25 protein-coding genes and 1 pseudogene are annotated in these 25,825 nt (G+C 66.0%); 10 read left to right on the top strand and 16 right to left on the bottom strand.

What is annotated here, in order from left to right; translation table 11 throughout:
* Positions 1-46 precede the first annotated feature (46 nt).
* The 9 genes and pseudogenes from EET10_RS24495 to EET10_RS24460 all read right to left on the bottom strand — a co-directional run bounded on the left by EET10_RS24495 (position 47) and on the right by EET10_RS24460 (position 10,396).
* On the bottom strand, positions 47-2,320 hold the full coding sequence (locus tag EET10_RS24495) for an MMPL family transporter (RefSeq protein WP_122502571.1): 2,274 nt from the start codon (positions 2,318-2,320) through the stop codon (positions 47-49).
* Positions 2,321-2,364: 44 nt separating this feature from the next.
* Complete coding sequence (locus EET10_RS24490; protein ID WP_036407373.1) at positions 2,365-2,676, bottom strand: lycopene cyclase domain-containing protein; 312 nt, start codon at positions 2,674-2,676, stop codon at positions 2,365-2,367.
* Entirely contained in the window at positions 2,673-2,996 is a 324-nt protein-coding gene (locus EET10_RS24485; RefSeq protein WP_036407375.1) for a lycopene cyclase domain-containing protein, read from the bottom strand. Before EET10_RS24485 ends, EET10_RS24490 begins: the two co-directional genes overlap by 4 nt.
* On the bottom strand, positions 2,993-3,955 hold the full coding sequence (locus tag EET10_RS24480; RefSeq protein ID WP_122502570.1) for a phytoene/squalene synthase family protein: 963 nt from the start codon (positions 3,953-3,955) through the stop codon (positions 2,993-2,995). The genes EET10_RS24485 and EET10_RS24480 overlap by 4 nt, the downstream gene beginning before the upstream one ends.
* Entirely contained in the window at positions 3,952-5,493 is a 1,542-nt protein-coding gene (gene crtI, locus EET10_RS24475) for a phytoene desaturase family protein (protein WP_036407381.1), read from the bottom strand. Before crtI ends, EET10_RS24480 begins: the two co-directional genes overlap by 4 nt.
* A gap of 13 nt (positions 5,494-5,506) precedes the next feature.
* The gene (locus tag EET10_RS24470; RefSeq protein ID WP_063466599.1) at positions 5,507-6,610 is read right to left on the bottom strand and encodes a polyprenyl synthetase family protein; all 1,104 of its coding nucleotides are present in this window, start codon (positions 6,608-6,610) and stop codon (positions 5,507-5,509) included.
* A gap of 332 nt (positions 6,611-6,942) precedes the next feature.
* The gene (locus EET10_RS32505) at positions 6,943-7,962 is read right to left on the bottom strand and encodes a glycoside hydrolase family 12 protein (RefSeq protein ID WP_276862784.1); all 1,020 of its coding nucleotides are present in this window, start codon (positions 7,960-7,962) and stop codon (positions 6,943-6,945) included.
* A 126-nt stretch (positions 7,963-8,088) separates the two neighbouring features.
* Positions 8,089-8,511 (bottom strand): annotated as a pseudogene (locus tag EET10_RS31250) (cellulose-binding domain-containing protein); the annotation flags it as partial.
* 172 nt (positions 8,512-8,683) lie between these two features.
* Positions 8,684-10,396: a CocE/NonD family hydrolase gene (locus EET10_RS24460; RefSeq protein ID WP_036407383.1), complete on the bottom strand. Its 1,713-nt coding sequence runs from the start codon at positions 10,394-10,396 to the stop codon at positions 8,684-8,686.
* A 36-nt stretch (positions 10,397-10,432) separates the two neighbouring features.
* Here EET10_RS24460 and EET10_RS24455 point away from each other — a divergent pair, with 36 nt between their 5' ends.
* Positions 10,433-11,059: a TetR/AcrR family transcriptional regulator gene (locus EET10_RS24455; protein WP_051490800.1), complete on the top strand. Its 627-nt coding sequence runs from the start codon at positions 10,433-10,435 to the stop codon at positions 11,057-11,059.
* Between the two features lie 6 nt (positions 11,060-11,065).
* Here EET10_RS24455 and EET10_RS24450 read toward each other — a convergent pair whose 3' ends face one another.
* Entirely contained in the window at positions 11,066-15,385 is a 4,320-nt protein-coding gene (locus EET10_RS24450; protein ID WP_218028485.1) for an AMP-binding protein, read from the bottom strand.
* 215 nt (positions 15,386-15,600) lie between these two features.
* Here EET10_RS24450 and EET10_RS29810 point away from each other — a divergent pair, with 215 nt between their 5' ends.
* Entirely contained in the window at positions 15,601-16,017 is a 417-nt protein-coding gene (locus tag EET10_RS29810; RefSeq protein ID WP_167480099.1) for a hypothetical protein, read from the top strand.
* Between the two features lie 442 nt (positions 16,018-16,459).
* On the opposite strand, the gene EET10_RS24445 is transcribed toward EET10_RS29810, so the two are convergent.
* Positions 16,460-16,663, bottom strand: a complete 204-nt coding sequence (locus tag EET10_RS24445) for a hypothetical protein (RefSeq protein ID WP_036407388.1) — start codon at positions 16,661-16,663, stop codon at positions 16,460-16,462.
* Between the two features lie 69 nt (positions 16,664-16,732).
* On the bottom strand, positions 16,733-17,269 hold the full coding sequence (locus EET10_RS24440; protein WP_122502568.1) for a hypothetical protein: 537 nt from the start codon (positions 17,267-17,269) through the stop codon (positions 16,733-16,735).
* Between the two features lie 108 nt (positions 17,270-17,377).
* On the opposite strand from EET10_RS24440, the gene EET10_RS24435 reads away from it, so the two are divergent.
* Both EET10_RS24435 and EET10_RS24430 read left to right on the top strand, forming a co-directional pair.
* Entirely contained in the window at positions 17,378-17,593 is a 216-nt protein-coding gene (locus EET10_RS24435) for a hypothetical protein (protein ID WP_036407463.1), read from the top strand.
* Between the two features lie 55 nt (positions 17,594-17,648).
* The gene (locus EET10_RS24430; RefSeq protein ID WP_051490802.1) at positions 17,649-17,963 is read left to right on the top strand and encodes a hypothetical protein; all 315 of its coding nucleotides are present in this window, start codon (positions 17,649-17,651) and stop codon (positions 17,961-17,963) included.
* A 135-nt stretch (positions 17,964-18,098) separates the two neighbouring features.
* Here the strand turns inward: EET10_RS24430 and EET10_RS24425 are convergent, their stop codons facing one another.
* The 4 genes from EET10_RS24425 to EET10_RS24410 all read right to left on the bottom strand — a co-directional run bounded on the left by EET10_RS24425 (position 18,099) and on the right by EET10_RS24410 (position 20,401).
* Positions 18,099-18,632: a hypothetical protein gene (locus EET10_RS24425; protein WP_036407393.1), complete on the bottom strand. Its 534-nt coding sequence runs from the start codon at positions 18,630-18,632 to the stop codon at positions 18,099-18,101.
* Between the two features lie 177 nt (positions 18,633-18,809).
* Positions 18,810-19,004, bottom strand: coding sequence for a hypothetical protein (locus tag EET10_RS24420; RefSeq protein WP_036407395.1), 195 nt, complete (start codon positions 19,002-19,004; stop codon positions 18,810-18,812).
* Between the two features lie 195 nt (positions 19,005-19,199).
* Entirely contained in the window at positions 19,200-19,598 is a 399-nt protein-coding gene (locus EET10_RS24415; protein ID WP_036407398.1) for a hypothetical protein, read from the bottom strand.
* Positions 19,595-20,401, bottom strand: coding sequence for a ParA family protein (locus EET10_RS24410; protein ID WP_036407401.1), 807 nt, complete (start codon positions 20,399-20,401; stop codon positions 19,595-19,597). Before EET10_RS24410 ends, EET10_RS24415 begins: the two co-directional genes overlap by 4 nt.
* A 287-nt stretch (positions 20,402-20,688) precedes the next feature.
* On the opposite strand from EET10_RS24410, the gene EET10_RS24405 reads away from it, so the two are divergent.
* From EET10_RS24405 to EET10_RS24380, 6 genes are all read left to right on the top strand, one after another.
* On the top strand, positions 20,689-21,132 hold the full coding sequence (locus EET10_RS24405; protein WP_036407404.1) for a hypothetical protein: 444 nt from the start codon (positions 20,689-20,691) through the stop codon (positions 21,130-21,132).
* Between the two features lie 188 nt (positions 21,133-21,320).
* Positions 21,321-21,731 carry a hypothetical protein gene (locus EET10_RS24400; RefSeq protein WP_136624762.1) on the top strand — a complete coding sequence of 137 codons (411 nt, stop codon included), beginning with the start codon at positions 21,321-21,323 and terminating at the stop codon, positions 21,729-21,731.
* Between the two features lie 232 nt (positions 21,732-21,963).
* Positions 21,964-22,821, top strand: a complete 858-nt coding sequence (locus tag EET10_RS24395) for an RNA polymerase sigma factor (RefSeq protein WP_036407410.1) — start codon at positions 21,964-21,966, stop codon at positions 22,819-22,821.
* Positions 22,822-23,069: 248 nt separating this feature from the next.
* Entirely contained in the window at positions 23,070-23,279 is a 210-nt protein-coding gene (locus EET10_RS24390) for a hypothetical protein (RefSeq protein WP_036407412.1), read from the top strand.
* A 379-nt stretch (positions 23,280-23,658) separates the two neighbouring features.
* On the top strand, positions 23,659-24,234 hold the full coding sequence (locus EET10_RS24385; protein ID WP_036407469.1) for a recombinase family protein: 576 nt from the start codon (positions 23,659-23,661) through the stop codon (positions 24,232-24,234).
* Positions 24,235-24,325: 91 nt separating this feature from the next.
* Complete coding sequence (locus tag EET10_RS24380) at positions 24,326-24,616, top strand: hypothetical protein (RefSeq protein ID WP_036407413.1); 291 nt, start codon at positions 24,326-24,328, stop codon at positions 24,614-24,616.
* Positions 24,617-25,825 lie beyond the last annotated feature (1,209 nt).

Here is a 25,825-nt window from a genome sequence, read left to right as displayed (position 1 = left end):
CGCGGTCCTTAATACTCTTAACAGTGCCGCGGCGGAAACGTGGTACCTAGCCGTTGGCCGTGCGGGCGGCGCCCACGGCTTGACCGGCTTGACCGGCTTGACCGGCTTCACCGGCTTCACCGGCGAAGATGCGACGGTGAATACCGGCCAGCGGTTGCGGCGCCCACCAGTTCAGCCTGCCGAACACATGCATGAACGCCGGCACCAGCAGCGCCCGAACCAGGGTCGCGTCGACCAGCACCGCGATCGTCAGCCCGACTCCGAACATGCGCATGAAGGATACGTCGGCGGATATCAGCGCCGCAAAAGAGATCGACATCAACAGCGCGGCGGCGGTGATCACCCTTCCGGTGTGGGCCAGACCCAACGCGATGCTTTCGTCGTTGTCGGCGCGTGTCCGGGGTGACCGCAGCCAGTATTCGCGAATGCGGGCCAACAGGAAGACCTCGTAATCCATCGACAATCCGGATGCGATGCAGAACATCAGCACCGGAATGTTGGCGACCAGCGTACCCGTCGGTGTGGTGCCCAGTGCGCCCAGATGCCCGTCTTGAAAGATCCATACCAGCGCGCCGAAAGCCGCTGTGAGGGAGAGCATGTTGAGCAGCACCGCCTTGATCGGCAGTGCCAGACTGCCGGTCATCAGGAATAGCAGCACCACTGTGACCGCGGCGATGAAACCGAATACCACCGGCAATCGTGACGTGATCCCGGTGACGCAGTCGCGATTCATCTGGGCGATTCCCGTCATCTGGCCCTCGTGACCGCCCGGCAGCGCGACGGCATGCAAACGGTCCAACTGAGTCTCTGACACCTGCGTGTACAGCGGTGCGGTGCTGTCCACGGTCAGGTAGGCGCTGCCGTCGGCCATTGCGGCCGGCGCCGACGGCGGCCCGGTGAGCCGGCCGGCCACGAACGTGCCCGTCGGCGCGGACACCGCCGCCACATCGGGCACCCGGGACAGTTGTGCGGCGTACTCATCGAGGTCTGGCTGTGTCAGGCCGGCGGTGTCGGGGATGACGATCGTCACTTTGGTTGCGGAGTTGGACGTGAAGTCGCTGCGGATCCGATCGCTGACCATCCGCGCCGAGGCCGACGAGGGCAGCACCCGGTCGTCGGGGTAACCCCATTTGATGCCGAGGAACGGTATTCCCAACGCGATCAATAGCGCAATGATGGCCAGGCCCACCGGAATAGCGTGGCGCATAACAAATTTGGCCGTGCGGTACCAGAAACTCTGCGCTATGGGCTGCGGTGTCGGTTCGGGACGGCCCGATAACCGCCGGCCCAGCTGCCGTACGTCAAGCACATCGAGCCGGTCACCCAGTAGCACAAGCACGGTCGGCGCCACCACCACGGCCGCCAACGCGGAAAAGATCACGACCGCGATGCCGGCATAGGCAAAGGACCGCAGGAAATACATGGGAAAAGCCACCATGGCGACCAGCGACAGAGCGACGGTCATCGCGGAAAACAGCACGGTGCGCCCGGCCGTCGTCATGGTGCATATCAAGGCGTCGTCACGGTCCCGTCCGTCGGCGAGCTCATCGCGGTAGCGGCTGACGATCAACAAGGTGTAGTCGATCGCCAAGGCCATCCCCAGCGCGACCGTCACGTTCAGCGCAAAGATCGACACGTCGGTGACCAGGGCAATCCCACGTAGCACCGCGAGTGAACCCAGGATCGCGAAGCCGCCTACGGCTACCGGCAAAGCCGCGGCCAGTAACCCGCCGAATACCCAGACCAGCGCGACGAAACTCACCGGTATCGCGATGAATTCCATTCGCAGCAAGTCTTTTTGAGTCTGCTGATTGACCTGTGCGTAGACCATCGCCGCGCCGCCGGCCAGTACTGTGACGCCGTCGCGGTGCTGCGCGAGCCGATCTGCCAGGGCCTCGGCGTGCGCCGGAGCGCTGCTTTCAGTTCCCTTGAGCGCGGCCAGGATTATCGCGGACTTGCCGTCGGTGCTGACCATCCCAGGCGCCGGCCGCGGCGTGTCCCAGGGGGATGCGACCTGAGCAACGAACGGTGACTCGGCAAGCTGTCGTGCGATATCCGTTCCTACGACCCGCGCCGGGCCGTCTTGCACGCCGCGGTCCGAGCTCACCAGCAGCACCATCTCCATGTCGCCACGGTGGAACGTGTCGGCCAGTACGGCTGCGGCGCGAGCGGATTCGGATGCCGGATCCACGAACCCGCCGGGGGCCAGACTGGTCGCGGCGGGAATGCCGAAGATGGCGGCGCCGGCCATCACCAGGATCGCGGCCGCGATGATCCGTCGCGGTGCCGCGATAGCGATGCGCGCCATTCCCGACAGCATGTGAGGCCTCCTCCGGCTCGATCCGCGATTAGCCGGCGCCGGCCTCATCGGCGCACATTCCGGCGCTCCCACAGCAGCAGGGCGGCGGTGACCATCGCAAAGCCGAACAGGAAATCCTCGATCGGGATATCGAGCGGGAACCGCAGGCCGGTCGTTTGGTGTTCGTCATAGCTGACGATCGGCGAGCTGAGTTTGGTCAGCCAGCCGTCGACCGGGATCTGAAATCCCAGCACGATCAGCATCGATACCCAGTACGCCGGGCGCCGAAACACGCCGGTGCGCAAGAGCTTCAGCTCCAGTGCGCTGACGGCCACCACGGCCAGCACGGCCGGCAGCGTATATCCCAGCCCGGTCATCGGCGGCTGCGCCGATCAAGAATCGTGCTGACCGCGTTGTAGGTCAGCAGTGCGCAGATCGGGATCACCACAAAGAACAGCACTTCTTCTACCGGCACCCGAAACGGAACCGCCAGGCCGCTGATATAGCGCGCGTCGTAGGTCCATATTCCGGCGGCGACGGCTACCTCATCCCAGAGGAGGAACACCGCCGCAACCGGCAGCACCGCTTTCAGCAGCCGCAGCGGCTGCCGGTAGACGCCGTTGCCGAAAAACTCCAGCGGTGCGGTGATTGCCAGGCAGGCGGCCAAGACCAGCAGGTATTGCCAGTGATCGCTCATGCGGCACCCGGCTCGGCCGGATCGTAAGCAACGGGGGCACTGTTGCGGGCCAGCCAGGCTTGGATCAATCCGGCTCCGGCGACCCGTAGCCGTCGTGCCTGCCCGACGGCGGCGCGGTGACTGAACACCTCGAAATCGTCGTCTTCGATGCGATCCAGAATTTCGGAATACAGCGTCAAAGCGGTTGCCACACAGGGCCGGGAGCGAGGCGCCAGCATGGCGATCCCGTCAGCGGCGAACCGATAGGTGTTCCTGGTGATCGCGTGCTGAGCCGCCAACGCGTTACGTACCCGATTGTCGGTGCACCGATTCCGGTGGCACCACATCAACAGATCCCGGTCGACGCCATCGCCGGCGAGCTCGTCCGCGGGGAGGTAGACCCGGTTTCTGGTCAAGTCTTCGTCGACGTCCCGGATGAAGTTGGTCAGCTGGAAAGCGCGCCCGAGGGCGGCGGCGTACGGGGCTGCCTCCGCAACCGGCACGACCGTGCCCAAGATCGGAAGTACCTGCAGCCCAATCGCTTCCGCTGAGCCGCGCATGTAGCCGTTGAGCGCGTCGCGGTTGGGGTAGTCGGTGACCGTGAGGTCCATTCGCATCGATGCCAGAAAATCTTCGAACAGCTCGGCATTGATGTGGTACCGGCGTGCGGTATGGCGCGCGGCTACCAGTACCGGGTGGTCGGTCAGGGCGGCGCCGGCGAAAAACCGATCGAAAAGTTCTTGCAGCCGCTGGGCGCGAACGTTCATGCCCAGACCGGGATCAAGCGTGTCCAGAATGTCGTCGGCATGACGGGCGAAACCGTACAGTGCGTGCACCGGCGGTCGTTGGTCCGGCGCCAATAGCCGGGTGGCGAGGAAGAAGGTGCGCCCGTGGGCGGCATTGATCCGCCGACAACGGCGATACGCCGCACGCACCCGCGGATCGTGGATGTCGGCGGCGTCTAATTCGTTGCCAATCATGATATCTGGGCTTTCACATCGACTTTCATGTCAAAGTTGCGTGCTTGTCGGCGCACGGCGCCGGTGATGCGATCGGCGGCCAGCCGCCCGGAGATGAGCGTGGTGGGCACACCGACGCCGGGAATGGTCGACGACCCCGCCAGCACGGCATTGTCGACGCCGCGGACCATGTTTGCCGGCCGGAACGGCCCCGTCTGGCCAAACGTGTGCGCCAGCGCGAACGGTGTGCCTGCCGCCATGCCCTGACGCGCCCAATCCAGCGGGGTGACAACGTCGAGCACGTCGGCACCGTGGCGAAGCTGCGGCAGCAGCCGGTCGGCGACGGTGTCGATGATCGATTCCGCGTAGGCGTTGCCGGCGGTGGGCCAGTCGACCCCACCGGCGGCCAAGTTGGGTGCCGGTGCGAGCAGGTAGAAAAGGTCGCGGCCGGCGGGGGCCAGCGTCGGATCGCTCGCTGTGGGCCGGGTGACCAGTAGCGACGGGTCCCGCATCAGCCGGCCGTCACGAACGATGTCGGTAAAGGTCTGCTCCCAGGCTGCCCCGAAAAGGATCGTGTGATGAGCTATCGGGTGATCCGCCGACGAGACGCTGCGGCAGCCGGCGTGGACGACGACGGCCGACGGCGAGGCCCGCAACGCACGGACGCGACGCGGTGTGCGCCCCAATAGTCGGTACGTCGTGGGTAGTTCGGTGGTGAGCACGACGGCGTCGCAGGGGATGCGCTGTCCCCCGTCGGTGCGCACGGCGGTGATGCGGTTGCCGCTGCGTTCGAGTTCGGTGACGCTGCAACGGTAATGAAACTGCACGCCGGCGCAGGTTCCGGCGGCCGCCAGCGCATCGGGTAGTGCTCGGACGCCGCCGCGGGGGAAGAACACACCCGACACGGTGTCCATGTATGCGATCACGGCATACGCCGCCAAGGCATCGCGTGGGGCCACACCGGCGTACAGCGATTGGAAGGTGAAGATCCGTCGCAGCCGGGGGTCGCTGAGGTGGCGCCCGACCATGGCGTCCCAGTTGCGGAATCCGCCTATGACGGCCAGCCGCGCCAGCTGTGGTGTGAGCAGCGACAGTGGCGAGTCGAAATTGGCGCCGATGAACCTGTCCATTTCGGTGCGGTACAGCCGCGTCAGCCACTCGCGCAACCGGCGGTATCCGGCGGCCTGCCGACTGCCGGCAAACGTCTGGATGGCTGATGCCATCCGGTCGGCGTCGCAATGCACGTCGAGAGAGCTGCCGTCGGCGAACACCGCGTGGTATGCCGGGTCGACCGGAAGCAGTTCCACACGGTCAGAGCTGGTTTCGCCTATGGCGGCGAATACGTCGTCGATGATGTCGGGCATGGTGAGCACCGTTGGGCCGGTGTCGATTTGGTAGCCGCCGATGTCGAGTCGTCCCGCGCGTCCGCCCGGCCAGGGTTCGCGCTCGACCACCGTGACACTGCGGCCGCGGCCGGCCAGATGCAGTGCGGTGGACAGCCCCGCCAATCCCGCACCGATCACCACCACGTGGTCGGTGCGTCCCTGGATGGTCCGCATTACCGGGCTCCTCTCACGCGGTGCGCTCCACGCAAGCCTCCGCCAAGTTGGCCAGCGCCGTGCGCGTGGCGTAGTCGATCACGACGTGGTCCAGCACATTTCGGGCACGCTCAACGCGGCGCCTGATCATGCCCTCGATGCGCTGTGCCGCACCCGTCGCGATGATTACCGCCCGGAAGCGATCCAGCGCTGCATCGTCGAGGTGATCGGCCCGCACCAGTTCGGCAAGCTCCCGGCGTGCCGACTGGTCGGCCATCTCATAGGTGGCCACCACCACGCTGATGGCTTTGCGGTCGAGCAGGTCCCCGCCGTTGGGCTTGCCCGTGGTCGCCGGCGGGCCGAACACGCCCAGCAGGTCGTCGCGCAACTGGAAGGCTTCGCCGACATCGGCACCGTAGAGCCCGAGCTGAGTCAATGTGCGATCGTCGCAGTCGGCCATGGCCGCGCCCATTTCCAGCGGCCGGCGCACCGTGTAGTTGCCCGACTTGCGCCGCGCGATGTCGAGGACGGTCCGCAGCGACGGCTGGTCGCGGATATCGTTGGCCAGGTCTGCGAATTGGCCTACCGCCAGCTCGATGCGCATCGCGTCGTATCGCGGCCACAGTTGCTGCAGCCGGCGGGCTTCAAGACCGCTCTCGCGCAGCATCTGTTCGGCCCAGATGAGGCACACGTCGCCCAGCAGGATGGCCGCCGACTCACCGAATCGCCCTGCCGGGCCCGACAATCCACGTCGTCGATACCACTCGGCCAGCTGGACGTGCACGGCCGGGTTGCCGCGCCGCTGTGACGATCGGTCCATCACATCGTCCTGCAGGAGCGCAAACGCATGCAGCAACTCCAAGCTCGCCGCGGCCGACAGGGCCGGGTGGCTCGGCGCGGCGCCGCACAGCCAGCCCAGGTACATGAAGGTGGACCGCAGGCATTTGCCGCTTGAGACAAACGTCAACAACATTTCGCCCGCGGCCGCCGAAGCTGCCTCGTCGAGCTGGGATGCAGTGCGCGCCGCGACGAACTCGCCGACAGTGGCCAGGACCGCCTGCCGAAACTGAGATTGCCAAGCAGGGAAATCAACAGCGGGTGATCTGTGGCCGACCGTCACCGGCGACGAGTCGGTCATAGCCGCTGGCGCCGTGGGCAGCTGGGCCGTCGGCGGCTGGCGCGAAAAGCTAGCACACACCGGCTCATGCCTCCCTGTTCGTCGGGTAGCGAAACGGTCTGCACCACGTTGAGAGTGGCTGCGACGCTAGTGGCAGCTTAGGGGAGAACGAGACAATTCGCTTAACAAACTTAAAAATTAATTATATGAAGTGGATATGAAGCTCCGAGTGCCGTCCGGAGAAGGCGCATACAGGCATACCGGGAGTCCGCCGGACTGTTTGGTTCCGGACGTCCTGTCGAGGCACGTGGTGGTGCCGGATATGCCCGAGCTGGAACGCTAGTGCAGCCCGCTCAGTTGACGGTGGCCGAGAACGAATCGACGGCAAGGCCGACGCCGCCGTTCCACGGCTCGAAGCCGGCCTGAATGCTGGTGAGGTACCAGGAATTGGTTATCGCGCCCCGGTTGCGGACATCGCTGACGAAATCCAGCACGCTGAAGCTCCAGGAGTTGATCGGCGCCGGCGCGAGATAGGAGATGACATTGTTACTGCCGTTGCTGCCTTGCCAGACGTCCCAATTGCGGCCGCCGACGGTGGCGGTGCCGACTTTCGCGCCGACCGGTTGGATGGAGCCCTGGCGGTTGAACCAGATCATGATCTCCATCTGGTTGACGCCGTCCTTTTTCGGTGTCGGATCCAGCCAGATGTCGTACGCCGCATCATAAGTGCCACTGGTGTAGCTGTAACTGATGCTGCTGTTAGCACTGGTGAGCTGGCTCAGCTGGGCCGGCAGCCTGCTGCCCGGGGAGCAATTGCTGTAATGGCAGCCAAGGTAGACCGACGGGTATGACAGCGGGGCGCCGTTGGTGGGGGCCGAGCCGTCCGCTTTGGTGATGGCGAACCCGGTCGCAGTGACGTTGATGCACTGCGCGGCGCTGGTGCCCCACCGATTGTTCTGAACGACGTAGGCGCCTCCGATCGTCGTCGTTCCGAACTGATCGCAAATCTGGGTACCGCTGGTGGTCGTGCTCGTGGTTGTCGCCGGCGTCGTGGACTGGCTGGTTGACACCGATCCGCCGGTGCAGGACTGGCCGTTGAGCAGACAATTCGCCGGTGGCGCATACGCGCCCGTCTGCGCGGCCTGGAAGCCGACGGTGACCGAATTGCCCGGAGCGATGGTGCTGTTGTAAGACTCGGGAGTCAGGACGTAATGCGTACCGGATTGGGCAAGTTTGCTGCTCCACGCATTGGTGATGGATTCTCCTGCGGGCAAGTCGAATTCGAGTTTCCAACCCTTCAGCTGTGCGGAGCCGGGATTGGCGATGTTGTAGTTGGCGACGAAGCCGGTATTCCACTGTGAGGTCACCGACAAGGTCGCGGTCGCCGCGCCAGGGGTGGCGGATCCGGTCGTCGAAGTCGCGGTCGTGGGTGTCGTGGTGGTGGTCGTGGTGGTGGTCGTAGTGGGAGTCGTAGTCGTGGTGCCCGGGGTCGATCCGCTGGTGCAGGGTTGTCCATTGACCAGACAATTCGCCGGTGGCGAATAGGCGCCGGTCAGCGCGGCCTGGAAGCCGATGCTGATGGAGCCGCCGGGCGCAATCGTTCGGTTGTAATCTTCGGGGGTCAGGACGAAGTGCGTTCCGGACTGCGCCAGCTTGCTACTCCACACATTCGTGATCGATTCATCTGCGGGCAAATCGAATTCGACCTTCCAGTCGGTCAGCTGAGCAGAGCCCGAGTTCACTATCTTGTAGTTGGCCACAAAGCCGGTGTTCCACTGCGAGGTCACCGCCAATGTCGCGGTCACCGCGGCCGCGTGAGCCATCGGAGATGCGAGAATGACGGTTAAAGCAATGACGAATGCCGACACGACAACGTGAAATGCTGGGCGCCAACATCTCTCATACGTATTCGATCCGCGCATCCGGGCAACGTTATAGCCGAGCCAATGGCGATGGTGCTAATCGACTTCTAAAGCTGCCGTATCTTCGCCCAACCGAAACCGTCATGAAATATCCGTGTTTAGCGCTATTGCGCGATACCGCGATCTGCCCGAAATGCCCGCGGCTGAGCGACTCGGCCGCAATATCATTGCGCTAGCCGAGTACCGGGAGCAGAAGCCGCGACGACGAGCGGATGGTGTTCAGGCTGCTGGTACCAACGCTGGCATGCCGGAAACCCATCATGGCGGGCACCGACGGATCTTGGTCGTCGCTGGTGAGCACCAGCTGGATGCGGTGCCCAATCTTGAACCGGCGAGCGTTGGGAACCAATGGGATTCGATACACGACATCGTGTCCTACCGGTATCCCCTGAGCGTTCGTGCAGGGCAACGCCGGCGCCCCGGGCCGGCTCGCCGCCTCGTCCACCGCACGCATGCTCGCGCGCAGCCAGCCGGCCGTCACATCGGTGGTTTGGCCATCGGGCGCCACGTCCTGCAGCGTGGCAATCCACGCGGTGTCGATCGCTGTCGCCGATGCCACCAGCCGTAGTTCGATGTCGCCGACGACATCGAGGTCCTCGCTCAACGGGGTGCCGGTCCAGGTCAGCAACGACGGTGGATCGATGGCGCTCGGCTTGACGCGACCCAATCCCGAACCCAGCACCATGAATTCGCGGCTGCCCGGGTCACCTTCATCCGCGCGCAACGCGCCGTCGGCGCGCAGGGCGAGTTCGCGGTGCGGCGTCGTCGACGGCGGCCATGACTCGGCGGTACACCATTCGTCGGCACCTGGCAGAAAATAGCGGATCGGCGGTCCGTCGAGGATTCCGGTGGCGCGGCCCTTGAGCCAGTGGTCGTACCAGGCAAGCGCTTCGACGTGCAGACTTTCCCATGGCCAGGTCAGGCCGAACTTTCCGAGTAGGCCCATTCGCACACAAGCGTTGTCCGACAATGCGTTCCAGGTGGAAAACGTCGACGAGAGGTGTAGGGGCACATTGTCCCAGTCGCAGCCGAGGTACACCGGGATGTCGATTTCCTTCAGTAGCGGCAACAGGTTTCGCTCCTGCCACCACTGGTCGCGGGTTGGATGCCTGACCGCGGCGTCGAGCCACAGCTCGTCCCACGGATGCGGATTGTGTGGCAGACGGAGGAGTTGGCGCAGCATGGTGAGCGCCGACTCCCCGTTGAGGGTTTCGAACTTCTTATGCACCCGCGGGCTGTTGAGCACCCGGCGAACCAGACCGACGGGCTTGCTGCGCCAGAGCTTGTCGCTGCGCTCGGCCGTCAGGCCGGTCATCGCGAGGAAGGGGGTGACGAACGACGAACTCAGCAGGCCGTGATGGTTGGCTCCCTCGTAGAGGTCGGTGGTGACCGCCAGGGGAAAGATCGCCTTGAGGTGCGGCGGGCGCTCGACGGCGGCTTCGAGTTGGCTCATCGCGAAGTAGCTGATGCCGATCATGCCGACGTTTCCGTCGCACCAGGGTTGTGCGGCAACCCATTCGACAAGGTCGTAGAGGTCTTGGCGCTCCTGTGCGTCGAAGAAGCTGAACGTGCCACCGGACCCGCAGGTGCCGCGGAGGTTGGCGATGACGTGCGCGTAGCCGCGCGAAACCCAGAAGTCGGTCGCGCCCGCCTCGATGAAGCCGGCGGGTGCGCCGAAGTCCTGCATCTGCCGCGGGTAGGGCGAAGCGGCCAGCAGCGCGGGGAAGCGGCCGTCGGAACCGGGCCGGTGCACATCGGCCAGCAACGTGGTGCCGTCGCGGACGGTGATCGTCACGTTGGCGTCGGTGCGGCAGGAGTGCCGCGGCTCGCTGAGGTTGCGGTATTGCCGGCCGGTGGTCTGGGGACCGTTGAGCAACGTGGTCATAGTTTCACGCTACGTTGAAATTAGTCTCAACGCAAGATGAATTTCCGCGGGTATGGTGTGACTGTGGCGACACGATCGGGCACCCCCGGCCCGCGCGACGACCGCGGTGTGCTGGCGGCGCGCATTCTCACCGCGGCCCGCGAAGAATTCGCCGAACACGGCTGGGCCGGCACGGCGATCCGTGCCGTAGCGCGCGCCGCCGACGTCGACCCGGCGCTGATCTACCACTACTTCGGCTCCAAGGAAGGCCTGCTCGACGCGGCGACTGCGCCTCCGCAGAAGTGGCTCGACTCGGTCGCCACGACCTGGGCCACGCCCAAGGCCGAGCTGGGCAGAAAACTGATCCGCAACGTCCTCGACATCTGGACGGATGAGGAGGTCGGTCCCGCCCTGCGCGCGGTGGTGTTGACCGCCGCCCACGAACCCACGACCCGCGAAAAGCTTCGGCTGATCATCGAGCGCGGGCTGATCGGTGAGTCGACGCTCGGCGACGACGAGGGCGAACGGCTGCGTCGCAGTGGGCTGATCGCCAGCCAGCTGATCGGGTTCGCCCTGCTGCGCTACGTCTGGAAAATCGAGCCGATCGCGTCGATGCCCGAAGACGACGCGGTGGCAGCGCTTGCGCCCAACCTGCAGCGCTACGTCGACGGCGACATCACCTGAGCAGAGTCAGGCGAGCGCTCGCGCGCGTCGGCGATCAAGCCGTCGCGCGGGGGGTGCGGCTGTGCGCCGGCCGGCGGCCGCAACCGGGCCCGGCCGGGGTTCCGGGCAGGCCCGGGGAAAGTCGTAGTCGTCGAGGTCGAAGGATGGCGGCGGGAAGTTCCACGGCGGTTGGGCCGAACCTGGCGCCCACTCGATCACGGCTCCGTCGATCCACGCTTGGGCAAGGGTGTGTGGTGAGCTGCCTTCGGCCGGCAACTGGCGTTTCGGCGCCGCATCGGGGACCTGCGTCGCAACGACGGTACGCAGCCAGGCGACGGCGGATTCCGCGTCGGCGGGCACGGTTGCCGCGCGGTATCGCATCGGTGGGCGACCGGCCTGGAGGTGACGTCGCACCTGTGGGTAGTTGTCGGGGTGGGCCGCCAGGTAGTCGGCGATGCGGTGGGCGTCGGCCCGCAGCGCGGTTTCGGTGTGCGCGGAAAGAAGCAGGCACGAAACGGCCGGAGTGGTCGCGGCCGACTCGCAACCCTGTTCCACGATCGCGTGCGCGTTGATGCCGCCGGCGCCGAAGCTGCTGACCGCGGCGACGCGGGCGCGCTGCGCCGGCCACGGCCGGGCTTCGGTGGGAATGTAAAACGGAACCGCGCCGTCACCGATTTCCGGGCTGAGCCGTCGAAAGTTGATGTTCGGCGGAATGACTCCGTTGCGCACCGCCAACGCCGCGCGGATCAACCCGGCCACCCCGGCGGCGACCCCCAAGTGGCCGACCTGGCTCTTGAGCGAGGACAACCCGCACGAGGCAGGTTCGGTGAGCCCGTAGCCCTGCTGCAGCGCGGTCACCTCGACCGGGTCGCCCAGGCGGGTGGCAGTCCCGTGCGCCTCGACATACCCGATTTCGGTAGCGCGGCGCCCACTGCGTCGCAACGCCTGTGCGATCACCGTGCGTTGTCCGGCCACCGACGGGGCCATGAAGCTGTGTTTGCGTGAGCCGTCGTTGTTGATCGCCGACCCGGTGATCACGGCGTGGACGGTGTCACCGTCGCGCTCGGCTTGCGACAGGCGCTTGAGCACCACGACCGCGACTCCGCTGGCGCCCAGCGTGCCCTCCGCGTCGTCGCTGAACGGACGGCAGATGCCGTCGGGCGCCAGGAAGTAGTGCGGCCGATGCCGGTACCCGTCGGTCAGCGCGGTGTCGACGTTTACGCCCGCCACCAGCATCACGTCCGCGTCGTCCTCGCGCAGTAACCCGGCGGCCAGATGCACGGCCACCAGCGAGCTGGCGCACGCCGCCTGGGCGGTGAACACCGGCCCGGTCAACTGCAGGTAGTAGGCCGCCTTGGCGGCCAGGAAATTCTTCTCGTGCAGAATCTCCATGCTGAGGCCGCTGGGCAGTTCGGCGGGATCGGCCTCGCGCATCATCGCCTCGTAGTAGGTGTCATAGCCGCCGGTGGCCACCAGCCCGACGCGGGCAGCCCCGGGCTCGGCGATGCCGGCGTGGGCGAGCGCTGCCGTGCAACTCATCAGCAGATGCCGCTGTTGGGGATCCATCAACCGGGCATGGCGGTGGCTGATCCCGAATCGGTCAGGATCGAACGCCAACATGCCGTCCAACTGGCTTCGGGCGCCGACGAGGCCGTCGGCCGCCTCGAAGTGCTCCACGCCCGACCCGCCCGTTTCGACCAGTTGCCACAACGACGCCAAATCCGCTGCGCCGGGTGCCCGCACCGCCATCCCGACGATCGCGATGGGTTCGGCGACCGGGCCGTCGCGGTGTTCCCCGGCCGCCGGTCGCGGGCCGGGTGCAGGTGCCGCCGAGGCCTGCGACGTCTCCAGATGGCGGCTCAGCTCGCGGATGCTGAGGAACTCGAAGAGGTCGGCCACGGTGAACGGCAACCCGAGCTCGGTGCTGCAGCGCTGCTGAAACCGCATCAGGTCCAAACTGGTGGCGCCGGCGTCGAAGAACTTCTGGTCGGGTCGCAGCGGCTTGCCGGTTGCTGCCAAGAACTCGCCGTAGAGGCGGCTTTCCAGCGCCGACACGTCCCGCCACGCGATAACCGTCGCGAGCTGGCGCCCCGGCACGGTCGCGGCGCCCCGACGGTCGAGCTTTCCGCTCGGGGTGAGCGGCAGCGCGTCCACCCGCCGGAAGTCGGCGATCCGGGCGTGCGCGGGCAACAGCCCGGCGAGGTGCGAGTTCAGCTCGTCGACGCTCGGATCGTCTGTGCCGTGGCATTGCACCAATGCGCGCAGCGACCCGTTGGCCGGGATGACGACGGCTCCCACGATCCGTGGGTGGCGCAGCAGGGCCGCCTCGACCTGGCCCAATTCCAGCCGGTGGCCGCTGATTTTGAGCTGCTGGTCGTCGCGCCCGTCGTAATGGAACAACCCGTTGTGGTCGACGTGGGCGAGGTCGCCGCTGCGGTAGAAAAGTCCCTGCCCGGGCACCGCGGTGAAGCGGGTCCGGTTCAGTTCGGCGTCGCCGAGGTAGCAGGGCGCGGCCATCTGCCCGCCGATGAGCAGCCGGCCGGTGACGCCGGGTGCGACGGGGTCCCCGGTGTCGTCCACGACGCGCAGCACCGCGTTGGCTACCGGCCGGCCGATCGCGGGCCGTTCCGGCCACGTCTCCGGATCCCCGTCCAGCACCAGGGCGCTGACGACGTGTGTTTCGGTGGGGCCGTAGTGGTTGAACAGCCGGGCACCGGGCAGCCGCGCGAACCAGGTGCGGATCGCCGGGGTACAGATCAGCTGCTCTCCGGCGGTGATGACCTCGCGCAGCCGGGAGGGGTATCTGCCCAGCCGGACGCCGTGCTCGGCGAGCAGTTGCAGTGCCACGTACGGCAGGAACAGGCGCTCGGCGCCGGCGGTCTCCAGCTGGTCCAGCAGCTGCGGCAGATCCCGCCGCCACGCCGGGTCCACCAGATGCAGCCGGCCACCCGAACACAGCGTGGTGAAGATTTCCTGGAAGGACACGTCGAAGGACAGCGCGGCGAATTGCTGGGTCACCGCTGCGCCGGCAAGCCCGCCGTGCTCGCTTTGCCAGTGCAGCAGGTTGCACAGCGTGCGGTCGGGCACGTCGACACCCTTGGGGGTGCCGGTGGAACCGGAGGTGAACAGGGTGTACAGCGGCCTGCGGCCGTCATGCGGCGCGGCGGCGAACGGTAAGGCCGGCGCAGCGGGAGCCAGCGTGACGACCAGCCGGGGCACGCCGTCCGGCACGACGGCAGCCACCTCGGCTTCAGCACCTGGCAGCACCAGCACACACAGGGGCTCGGCTTGGCGCAGGATCTGGCCCAGCAACTCGGCGGGATAGGCCGGGTCCAGCGGGACGGCGGTGAAATTGAGCCGAGCCGCGGCCAACAGCGCAACCACATGCTCGGCCGACGGCGGCAGGTAGATCGCCACCCGCGCGGGTGCGGCGGGGTCGGATGGCCGGGGGAGTTGGGCGGCCAACGCGGCGGCCTGGGCGTCGAGTTCGGCGTAGCACAGCGTGCGCTCGCGGGTCGTCACGGCCGGGGCGTGCGGTGTCCGGGCGACCTGACGCGCGAAGCCCTCGGCCACCGTGACGAACGTCGACCGTGGACCGCGACCGTGCCCGGCGACGTCAGCCCGATACGGGGCGGCCAGCTCGGTCAGCGTGCCCGAGCGGTCGCTGGTGAGCAGGTCCACCGCGCGACCGAACAGCTGGGCGGCCGCTTGGATCCGGTCGCCGTCGAATACGTCCTCGGCGTACTCCCAGACGCAGTCGAAGCCGGCTTCGCCTTCCAGCACGAACAGCGTGAGCGGGCATTTGGCCTGGGCGGGCCGCGGCCAGAGGTGACGCACGCCGCAATCCGGCAGGGCAAGGGCGCCGTAGTCGGTGTTCTCCAGCACGAACAGGAACTCCAGCGGCGAACACCCAGCGGGTAGGGGGGTGTCGGTCAGCACGTCGGCCAGCGTCACGTCCTGACGGTTCAGGACCTCCTGGGTCGCGACGGCCTGCCGTTGCAGTTGGGTGCGCAGCTGCGCATCCGGTGCGAGGTCGACGGGCAGCAGCACGGTGTTGGCGAACATCCCGACCGCCGACTCGAACTCGGCCATCGGCCGGCCCGCGACCGGCGTGGCCACGATCGGGCGGGTGCGGCCGGTGACGCCGTAGAGGCTCCACGTGAATGCGGCCAGCAGCAGCTGGAACCGGGTAAGCCCCAGTTCGGCCGCAAGCCGGGCGATGCCGGCGCGCTGCCCGGCGTCCAGCGAGCTGTGGAACAAGCGGGCGTTGCCACCGGCCGGCTCGGCGGGCTGGGCGGGCCACTCGAGCTCGGCGTAGTGGCGGCGCAGTGCGAATCGGTGCGCCACGCCGCGGCCAGGCGCCACCCCTCGGGGTCTGCAGCTGGGCGGCGCGTAGCGACGCCGTGCCGGGCGCCCTTGTGGCGCCCGCGGGTAGTAATCAGTCGTTCTCCAGGTGAGGTGTGAGTGGTTACTGGGGACCGTTCCAGGTGGGGTGACACGGTGTGGATAACCCGAGTGAGCTGGGCGTTGTCGTGCAGTGCCCACACTGAGGCCCAGCCACGGTGGTGATCGCCCATCCGCCAGGACGCCATGCGCTCGGTGTAGGTGCGTTGGCGGCCGCGCAGGACCTCGGTGGCCACGCCGAGCAGGCGCAGGCATTCGCGGGCCCGCTGGATGGTGCGCTCGGTGAAGCCGGTGGCGCGCTGCAACTGTTCGTTGGTGGGGCGCGCGTTGCGCCCGGTGGCCACGTCAGCGGTACGAGCCAACGCGGCCGCGATCACGACCAGCGTTCGCTTGGCGATGCCCCCAGACGTCATCTGCGGTCGGATCTCGGCGTAGCGCAGGTCGTAGGCCACCGCGACAGTCACGTGCGCCCAGTGCGCGCCACCACTCGACCAGCAGGGCGCCCCCGCGTAGGCGTCGTCCTCGAGCTCGAGGTTGACGAACACGCTCGCCGGCGGAAGATCACCATCGCTTAGTCGGCGGCCGCGGCGAAACGCCACTACATCAGCTACCGGCGCGGTACGGATGACACCGCGCCGCCGGCGACCAGCGCTACAGCCGCGATACGTCGGCGGCCGCGACGCCGGCGGCCGCGTGGTGACACACCCTCGATGCGGGAGGGCACACAAGCCCACAGATGGGGTGGACAAAAATGGATCACAGTGCGCCGCGTTATCTGGAACAACGGACAGGTATGCGCTACCGTGAAACGAGTCTGTGGAAGACATCGTTCCTTTTCAGGGGCAACGGGTGCGGACCCGGAACCGAGCGCCAACTCGGTTCGAACCCTCAGACGGAGCCCCGCCTCGGCGGGGCTTTTGTCGTGTCAGCGGGTCAATCCGCACCGGACTATTGAGATGTCACGTCTACCCGGCCAGATAGTCGACCCAAAGACAAAGGGATGCCGGGCTGGGGATCTCACATCGCCAGCGGCAGAACCTCCGTCTTCTGATCGAGTTCGCGGACGAGGTCCTCACGGCCGTACCGATATGCCAGAACATCAGCAACGAGCTGTGAGAGGCTGATGCCTCGCTGAGCGGCCTCGGCTTTCGCCTCGTCATAAACCGCTTCAACTGGGCGACACATGATGAGTTTCCGTTGACCCTTGTGCGGTTGTGCCATATGCCAACCCTCACATAACTATCTGATAGATCGGCCCCGACACGCCGTCTTTGCGTGATGTTTTCGTGATCAGAGCGCGCAGCCCTGACGCTCGCCGTCGAGGAGGTCGCGGAGGTCCGCAGCGAGGTCGGTGATGGCCTCCTGGTCGAGGAAGTCCAGTTCAGTGGCGTCGTAGGTGTGGAAGTAGTCGCCGTGTACCTGATAGCGGCCGGTGGGGAGCAGGGCGACTGCCCAGATCCGGTCGTCGTCGGCGCCCTGGTCGACAAAGCGTGCCGGCCGGACGGTTCGGGCCTGACGGAATGCGTGACTGGCGGCCGCGATGAGTTCGGTGATGTCGGCGATGATCAGCCGTTGCGATCCGGTGAGGCTCCTACCGTGCGGGTCGTAGCCCAGATACCAGTCGGTGCGCTGATACCAGCGGGTGGCCGCGGGACCGTTACAGCGGCATTGTTCGGCCCGCGCCTTGCTGGGACAGCGGTCCAGGACCGCACCGTGGTTGTCCACGACGTTCCACCACCCGTCATCGTGCGAAGGCGTGATCTGCCAAGTTGCCGGCGGGTTGCAAAAGTGCGCCCGGGCAACGTCTTCGAACACGGCAAGACTCATAGCGGCACCCTCCGGACGACTGCGAACACTAGTCAAGACAGCCTTGACTCTAGGTACGCCGGGTGGAGTAGTCAAGGTAGTCTTGACTGGTGTGGTGGAATGGCCTGTGTGGACGAAGACGAGGCGCTGGCCGAGCTAGTGCGTGCGCATGCCGATCTGGCGCGCCTTGACGAGGAAAGCGCTGATGCGCGCGAGCGTCGCCGGCAGGCGGCACGGCGTCTGGTGGAGTCCGGTCGTGGTACGACGTGGATTGCTGCCCAGCTGGGCGTGACCAAGCAGGCCGTGGACGGGTTTTTGCGGTACAAGGAACGCAAGCAGCGGTAGGCCGCCCGGCGGCAAAAGCCGCCGTTATGCGTTGCGGGAGAGCGGGATTGACGACATGGACGAGGATTTGATCCCGATACGGCGGGTCACCGAGATGTTAGGGCGGCATTTGCGGTTGCCGGCGGGCTGGGATGCCGCGGAGCGCCAGGAATTCGTCGACGAGGTGGCCGAGCAGGTTGCGCTGCAAGTGGCTGAACTGGCCGACGAGTGGGCCGATCGGGCGGTTACCGACTGGGGCCGCGAGCACTGGCGACTACCCGACTCGCAAACGCAAAGCGAACTGGTTCGAGAAGCCCGCACAGCGGCGCTGGTGATGGTGCTGTGTGACGTGCTACCCGACGTGCCGGTCGGCGAAATATGCCGAGCGTAAAAAGCCGCCCCGATAAGGCGGTGTGAGCTATCATGGACATGTCTGCGGCACTAGCTGCAGAAAGTGAGCCCGAGACCCGGCCGGACGACCGCGGCGCTCGGGCTTCGCGCATATCTGCGTGGGTTTAGACCTGGTTTAGACCGTCTGCACCGTTATGACGGATCGGATGTGGGATCGCCAGTGCCCGCCCTTGGCCCAACACCAGGCGAAGGCATCTGGAATACCGAGTAGGCGTTCCGTGGCCGCGCGCCGGTGCTCGTAGCGCAAGGTGGCCTCGCGGCCGGCAGCACGCACAGCACGGTAGAGCAGCCGGCGATCGGATTGGACTAGGGTCTCGTCCTGGTCTAGGACGATCAGGGTTTCGACGTCGCTGGTGGCCAAGTCCTCGACCAGTGCAGACAAACATGCGGCCCGGGCAAGCACTTGAGTGCGGTGTCGTCGACCTGCGTCATAGACCGTCGCGTGAAGGTCTGCGGCGGCGAGCACCTTGGCGATGGTCTCTTTCCGACCGTCCGCCTCGTCTTTCATGTGGAGGTGTTGCTGGCCCGGCTTGAGAAGGTCCTGAACGACAGCGCGAGCCGACGTCAGATCCTCTCCCAGCACGACCGCCGCGACCATCAGGTAGTTGCGGTGTTTGGTCTCGTCGACGTAGATATGGCGAGCGGTCACGGCATGCTCCGGGGACCCAAGAGCTTCGCCGCTCTGCGGCCTGCATAGGTCATGCCGGTGGCCCGGCCGGAGCCGCGGAAATGGTGCGCTTCGGTGTACACGCCTAGTCGCATGGCCAGGGACGCTAGCGACAAGGGGGGTGCAACCGCCCCGGTACAACTCGAATTGAGAAGGGTTTTATGACTCGTCGGAGGCGGGTTGCGACCTAAAGGCGGTCTGCAGGGTGGCGAGGTTGGTCTTAAAGTCCTGGTAGGCGGCGCGGCGTTCGTCATCGGTCGCGTAGTCGTCACCGTATCTGTCCAGCCATGCTGCCCAGTGCTCGGCGGAACCCGGTTGCGGCGGCTTGGCGGCCGGCGTCGTGTTCGCGTTCATGATTCCCACGGTATGACTCCCTCCCGACATTTTGCCTTCGCGGCATTCCCTTCCTCGTAGTGGCCGCTCTTGTGCGTGGTGGTGTTGGTTGTCAAGGCTCGACCGTGGTCGACCGCGTAGCGGCGTGGCCTTGACCAGCCAGCACCACCACGTTCGCCACAATTGGCGGCGAGGAAGGCCATGCCACCTTGAGACTCAACTGGGCATGCGGTCGTTGTGGTCTGGTCTGGGGATACCCGCCTTGTCGAGGTAGGTGTTGATGGCTTCGTCGACGGTGTCGGTGATGGCGTATCCGCGGGCCTTGATCCATTCGAGCCGGGCCAGCGTCCCTGAGTGTAGTTGCGTAGCGAACGGGTTTTTCGCCTTGCGCTGTCGGGCTTTCAACCGCACCGGCGGCTCGGGGGCTTCGTTTCCCTGGTCGGGGGTTACCATCGGCGCCGGCGGAACGTCATCATCCTGAAGCGGTGGGCTGACTGGTGCCGGTTCGGGGGGAGCTTCGTCGGCTTTGACTCGTGCGGCCTCGGCGCGGCGCTCCGCGCGAGACAAGGGTCTGGTCGAGCCGATCTCTAGACCGCTGGGCTTCGCTGCGTTCATGCTGCTTGCCGCCTGGCCGCGATGCGTTCGGCGACCTCTCGGTATGCCACGGCGGCCGTACTGGTCGGGGCGTGCACGTGAACGGGCACGCGCTTGCCCTTGGCCTCCACGACTCGCACGGTGTGGGGAATTTCGCCCAGGTATGCCCCGCCGGCGTCCCACTCGCCCCAGTCGGCGCGCAGTTGCTTGCGCACGTCCTTGCTGGCCTTGGGATTGCCGTCGAAATCGGCTAGCAGCACATATCGGATTTGCACGTCTGGATTGAGTGTCTCCTGTACGTCGAGGATCGAGTTGCCCAGTTCGACCAGGCCGTCGACTTCATCGGGCCCGGCCTTGAGGACCGCCAATACGTAGTCGGCGGCGGCGAGCGCCGCCGTCGTTAACTCGCCCAGTGCCGGCGGGCAGTCCATGAGAACGAAGTCGTAGCCCTCAATGTCGTCGAGTTGCCGGGCTAGGCGCAGTTGGCCCCCTGATCCGAGGCCGGTGCGCTCGAGTTCCTTGAGCGCGAGGTGGCCGGGCGCGACATCAATCCCGAACTGGCTCGGCCGGATGACTTTCGCCAGCGGCACGCGCATGGCCCTGTCCGGATGCAACACCTCGTACATAGACGCATCGTCGGCGCCGAGCTCGATGCCGAGTCCTTTGGTGCTGTGGGCTTGCTGATCCATGTCGATCACCAGGACTCGAAGACCTATCGCGGCAAGGTTCGCGGCGAGGTTGATCGTCGTGGTGGTTTTGCCCACGCCGCCCTTTTGCAGCGCCACTGCCACGATTTCACACCGCTCATCTGCGGAAATGTCCATGACGGAGAGCCTACCGCCTTACAAGCAAGCATGTCTACATGCATCATTACATGTAAGTTAGTATGTAAGTAACCATGACAGTATGTGTACTTACATACATGCAGGTAAGCGCTTTTCCGAGGCCCCGCATCAGCCGACCCAATAACTTCTATATACGGCGTCTCAGGTGCGGTGAAACGGAACGCGGCAAGCCCGAAACCTGTTGGAAGCGACCGTCTGAGCCTCTGAATGGGTATGAGACCTTTTCATCCCGTTCCACTCCCGCCGACAGCGCGGATACTTCCAGAGTGGTCTCGGCGGCGGAATACGATGCTCGCGCTGCCGAAGCGCATCATCGGGAGATCATCGCCGAACAGCACGCGGCCGTGCGCCGCGAGCTGGAGAGCCGTATCGCCGAGGGGTACTGGCCCGGCTCCGGGCAGAACATCAACCCACATCACGTCTCCAACACGCTGCGCGGCCTGGTAGAGAGCGGAGAGATGGAATGGGTCACCGGCCCGACCCGCGGCGGCGCGCAGATCGAGACGCTGCAGCCGACCGACCGCGCTGGCCGCGCCGACCGCATCGACCAGGGCTGCCGCACGCAAGCGACTGCTTTACGGCCGGTATCTGGGTTGGGCGTCGGGAACCAAGCGACACCCCAAAGGTTTGATCGGGCCGGCGGGGGAGGCGGCGGTGCGCGCGGGCATCTTGGAGTCCGGGGCGGTGCTGCCGACCGATCCGGGAGCTAGCGCGGTGGTGCGGTTGCTTGGGCTGAGGTTGCCGGGGCCGCTGGACAGCGCGGGAGTCACCGTGCCGATCGGCAATGACGGTGTTCCCGGAGACCCCGTGACGCTGCTGTTCGAGGTGAAAAATATTCGGCAGTGGATTTATCCTTCGGCAACCGAGCCCTACCAATTTGTTGGCCAAAGGCGTCTTGGTGCAACAGGCCCGCCCCGATGCCGCCGTTGTCCCGATCCTGGTGTGCCGCAAGGCGCACGTCACCACGTTCTACATGGCCAAGCAGATGGGCTTCATGGTGATCGATATGGGCCGCCAGTTCATCGGCGCAGTCGAAGAAGAAAAAATGCTGGAGGTCCGCAACGAGCTGTGGTTCACCGACCTCGCGCTCGGTGACGGCCCCAGCCTGCGGGTGCGCGATCGCCTGCGCTCCGCGGTACGGTCCAACTGTGCTGGTGCTGCCGCGATTTGGCGAGATACGGCACTGGATGTGGAACTCAGCCAGGCAATCCTGGCCGCCGCCAAGGCCCGGGACCAGGGCGCGCTCTACCGCGAAGTCCAGCACCTGCGCCAGGCTGCGGCCGATCGAGGGTGGCTGGGCGGCTGGTGATAGCCGGCGCGCCATCGCGGCCGCGCGATACATTCCTGCTGGATGATGGGCGTGGCAGCTGCTCGAACCAGAAGGTGTTCGCCGACGGCCCGGGGCAGTGAGACCGGCTGGAAGGGCCGTCGAAAAATTCTTTCGGGAATTTTCAGGGGTCAGGGCCGCGCCGCGATTTAAGAGGAAGCGACAACCGAAAGCGTTCGGCCGTCTCTTGCTCGCCTCACCGGAGATGTAGCCCATGGATCGACCGGACCGGACCCCCGGCTCCCGCGTGGATCCTGCGCATGTACAACCCGACGACCAGGGCGTAGAACCTGATGAACCGGGAGAACCCGATAACGACGGGGACTATCTCGGCTACGACGGCGACAACGACCAGCTGATCGACGAGTGGCTAGGGGATAAGGAACTCACGGCCGAGCAGGAAAACCTACTGCGCCTCGTAGGCGACGAAGAACTCCTGCTTGAACTGCAATTGCACGGCTTTGCCGGCCGCCCATGGGACCGGTTCGCCCGCGAGATGGCCCGCTACGGGATGGGCGTGATATCGAGCTGGATCCGCCGCTGCGTGATTTACGGAAGGGTGAAAAAGCTGACCGGCTTTGGCCTTGGCCGGCGCGACGGGTGGCCTGACGCTGAACTATGCGACGACCTCGCCACCGACACCGTCGTGGTGGCCTTGGACTATTTCCGGGAACGCGTCTTGCGCGCCGGCCGCTGGGAGGCCAGCCGGGGTGCGAGCTTGGGTACCTTCTTCATCGGCCAGTGCCTCTATCGATTCGCCAACGTCTACACCAAGGCGCTGCGCGCCGAGACCGCTCGTCAAGAGCACCGCGAGATCCCCGATGGCGAGATGCCCGAGGAGTGGTTCGACCCGATTAGGGGAATCGAGGCCGAAGTGGTGGCCCGCCAAGACGTGGCCGACGCCCTGGCCCAGGTCAGCACGGAGCGGGCCCGCCAAGCGCTCGTACTCAAGCACATCGGCGGCTACTCGTACGAAGAAATCGCCGAGCGGCTCGGTATGAGCGATGCCCGCCAAATCGGCAACATGCTCGATTACCAGCGCGCCCAGCGCCGTCAAAGGAGGTCCGGGTGAACGACAGGTCCATCAATCGACTCATCGAACGGTCGTCGTTGGGCACCCGCTCGGCCAAGGCCGCGCGTCGAAGCGTGCCGACAAAAAGGGCCGAGGCAGTCGTGCGGGCCGCAGCAGAGCGCGCCGCGGCGCGGGCAAAACGAACTTCCGCACTAACCGCCATCGATTCAGGGGTGCGCCCTCTCGCTGCATTTAGGAGACCGGTGTCCGGCTCAACCGAACCTGTCGATCAACAAAAGGAGAACATCATGGCCAAAGGCCACCACCGCAGTGCCGTGACCGGCCGCTACGTCAAGGGCTCGACCGCCGCGCGCAACCCGCGCACGACGGTCACCGAAAGCGGCAGCGGCCGCAACACCAGCAACGGAACTCACCATCGCAGTGCCGTGACCGGCCGCTACGTCAAGGGCTCCACGGCCGCCCGCCACCCGAACACCACCACGACCGAGCGCGGCTGACCTCGGTGCAGCGGGCGATCCCTTGGTGCGAGCCATTTCAACTGCGCACCACGGGAAGTCCGCGAACCGCTCTCGCTTGTGGTGGTGTTGGGCCAGCATCGGCGTTGTGTCGCAATGGTTTTCGCATGCCGCCCGCTGGCCCATGCGTCCGAAGGGTTAACAGCCCAGAGCCATAGGCCTCCGCGGCACTGTCAGCGTTTCGCGCGGCGGACCCGCTGATTAAGAGTCAGCGGTCCCGCGGACACAAGTAGTCAGTGTCCCGATAACGATCGATTTCGAGAACACCGCTGCGATGTCTGGGCGAGGAATGCCGAGCTGCACGATTGGCGTCCCGAAATCGCGTCCCGATTTGTCGGTGGGTTGGTGGATGCTGTGGGACATGGGCGAGCTGTTGGGGTATGCGCGGGTGTCGACCACCGAGCAGAGCGCGCAAGGGCAGCTTGACGCGCTGCACGCGGCCGGCGTCGAGCAGGTCTGGACGGATGTGGCTTCCGGCTTGCGGTCGGATCGGCCAGCGTTGGCCGAACTGGTGACCACCGCGGCGAAAGGCGACACCGTGGTGGTGTCGCGGCTCGATCGGCTCGGCCGGTCGTTACCGGAGCTGCTGGCCTTGGTCGAGGACCTGACGAGTCGCGGTATTGGGTTGCGCTCTCTGGGCGAGCAGATCGACACCACCAGTGCTGCAGGGCGGTTGGTGTTGCATGTCTTCGGCGCGCTCGCCGAATTCGAGCGGGCCCTTATGCATGAGCGAACCATGGCCGGCCTCGCTGCAGCCCGGGCCCGCGGCCGGGTCGGGGGTCGCCCGCAAGCGCTGTCGGGATCCCGGTTGACGCATGCCCGGGAGCTACAAGCACAAGGCATGCCGGTGTGGGAAATCGCGCAGCTGCTCGGCGTCGGACGCTCGACGGCCTACCGGCAACTCAAGGCTGCCGAATCTGTCGCTGTTCAGCGGTAAGGTATCCAAAACGGTTGCGCCACCGGAGAACTGAACAAAAAGAGCAACACAACGCAACTAGTGAACATTCGATAAAGCAGGGAGGGCAGCGATGACGGACGCGATCCACGAGGAGGTCGACGACGTGGCGGCGACTATGAACGCGTGGCGGGCATCTGTCCCGTCCGCAGTGGCGTTCGCGCCGCCGCTGGCGGCCGACGACGCGGCGACTGCGGCCGTCCTCGCGGGCATGGCCGACTGGCCCGTCGAGCACCATGCGATGGGGGAGCACCGGGAGTCCATGGCTACGGCATTACACGCGGCGACAACCGCAACCTCGGTCATCTTGACCAACGCCGACGATGCCGGTGCCGCCGGGATCGCCGCGAGTCAGGCGACGTGATATGTCCACACCGTGGCAGCCGCCGACGTATCCCCCGAATGTTCGCCGACCGTCTGGTGTGCGGCGCGCTGGGTTGATTGCGGCAGTCGTGGTCAGCGTCTTCGGTGCCGGCATCGCTGGCGTGATCGTCGGAGCACACATCAGTTCTGCGCCCGGTGGTCGCGCTGCTGAATCGAGCACTGCCGCGCCTCCGTCACCCTCGCCCGAGCAGATCCGCACCCAAACGATCGACTTGTGTACGCGGTTTGCAGCGGGCTATGCGATGCTGCCGTCGCCGCCCAAAACCGCCGCCGACATTGGTCCGGCAGCAAACTATATAGCTGATGCTTTGCGCGACAACGGATTTGCAGACCATGCTATACGGACGGCAATAGGTGACTCATTGCGGTTGTATCGCGACCGTGCGGCCATGGTTAGCCGTGAGTCAGCACAGGGTGCGATACAGCTCCCGAACAGTTGGACGCCTGACGCGGCGAACGCGGCGGACGACCGCGTGTGGTCGTTATGCCATCAGTACCAGGGGTGATCGATGGATGCGAATGGGATCGGATCTGAGAGCGTGCTGGCCGTGACAATCAAAGCCGGCCGATTCCCGAGTTCCTCGACGCTCACCGCACTGGAGTCGTCCGGTGGAGCGCTAGCGGAGCAGCGCCGACTCCTGGGTGCGGCATTAGATCGACACTCCCACTTTCGTCAGCGGCTGCAATCGGCGCTGCAGGGCCAGGCCGGCGATGCGGCCCTGGCGGCGCACGACGGCAACCGAAAGTTGTGGGAAGCACACGAGGACCTGTACGGGCCCGCCGCCGACGCGGTGACGAACGCGGTCGGAGAGCTGCGGCGCCTGCAGACGATGCTGCAGGACCTAATCGACGACAAGGAACCGGCGTTCCAGGCGGCACTCGACCGCGGCGATCATGTTGCGGCGCAATCAATTTTGGCGGCCGCTGCAGGCGAGGCGGACACCATCGTCGACGAGCACGCGGCCAACGCCGAGGGCCATATTAAGGCAGTGAACTTTGAAGCACCGCTACCTCTTGGCCCCGCGCCATCCGAAGGCCCAAAACCCAAGCCGCCAGGCGGAAAACAGAAGCACGACAAATGGTCCGGGTCATCCCAGCCGGCCGAGGGAAGTTCGGCTAAGTGGTCCGAGGACGGCGATGCTGGTTTGGATGGCGCCGCAGCGGAAGGCAACGGCGGTGACCAACACGA

The organism is Mycobacterium pseudokansasii (genome assembly GCF_900566075.1).
Lineage (GTDB): Bacteria > Actinomycetota > Actinomycetes > Mycobacteriales > Mycobacteriaceae > Mycobacterium > Mycobacterium pseudokansasii.
This window is presented reverse-complemented; position numbering and strand designations above follow the sequence as displayed.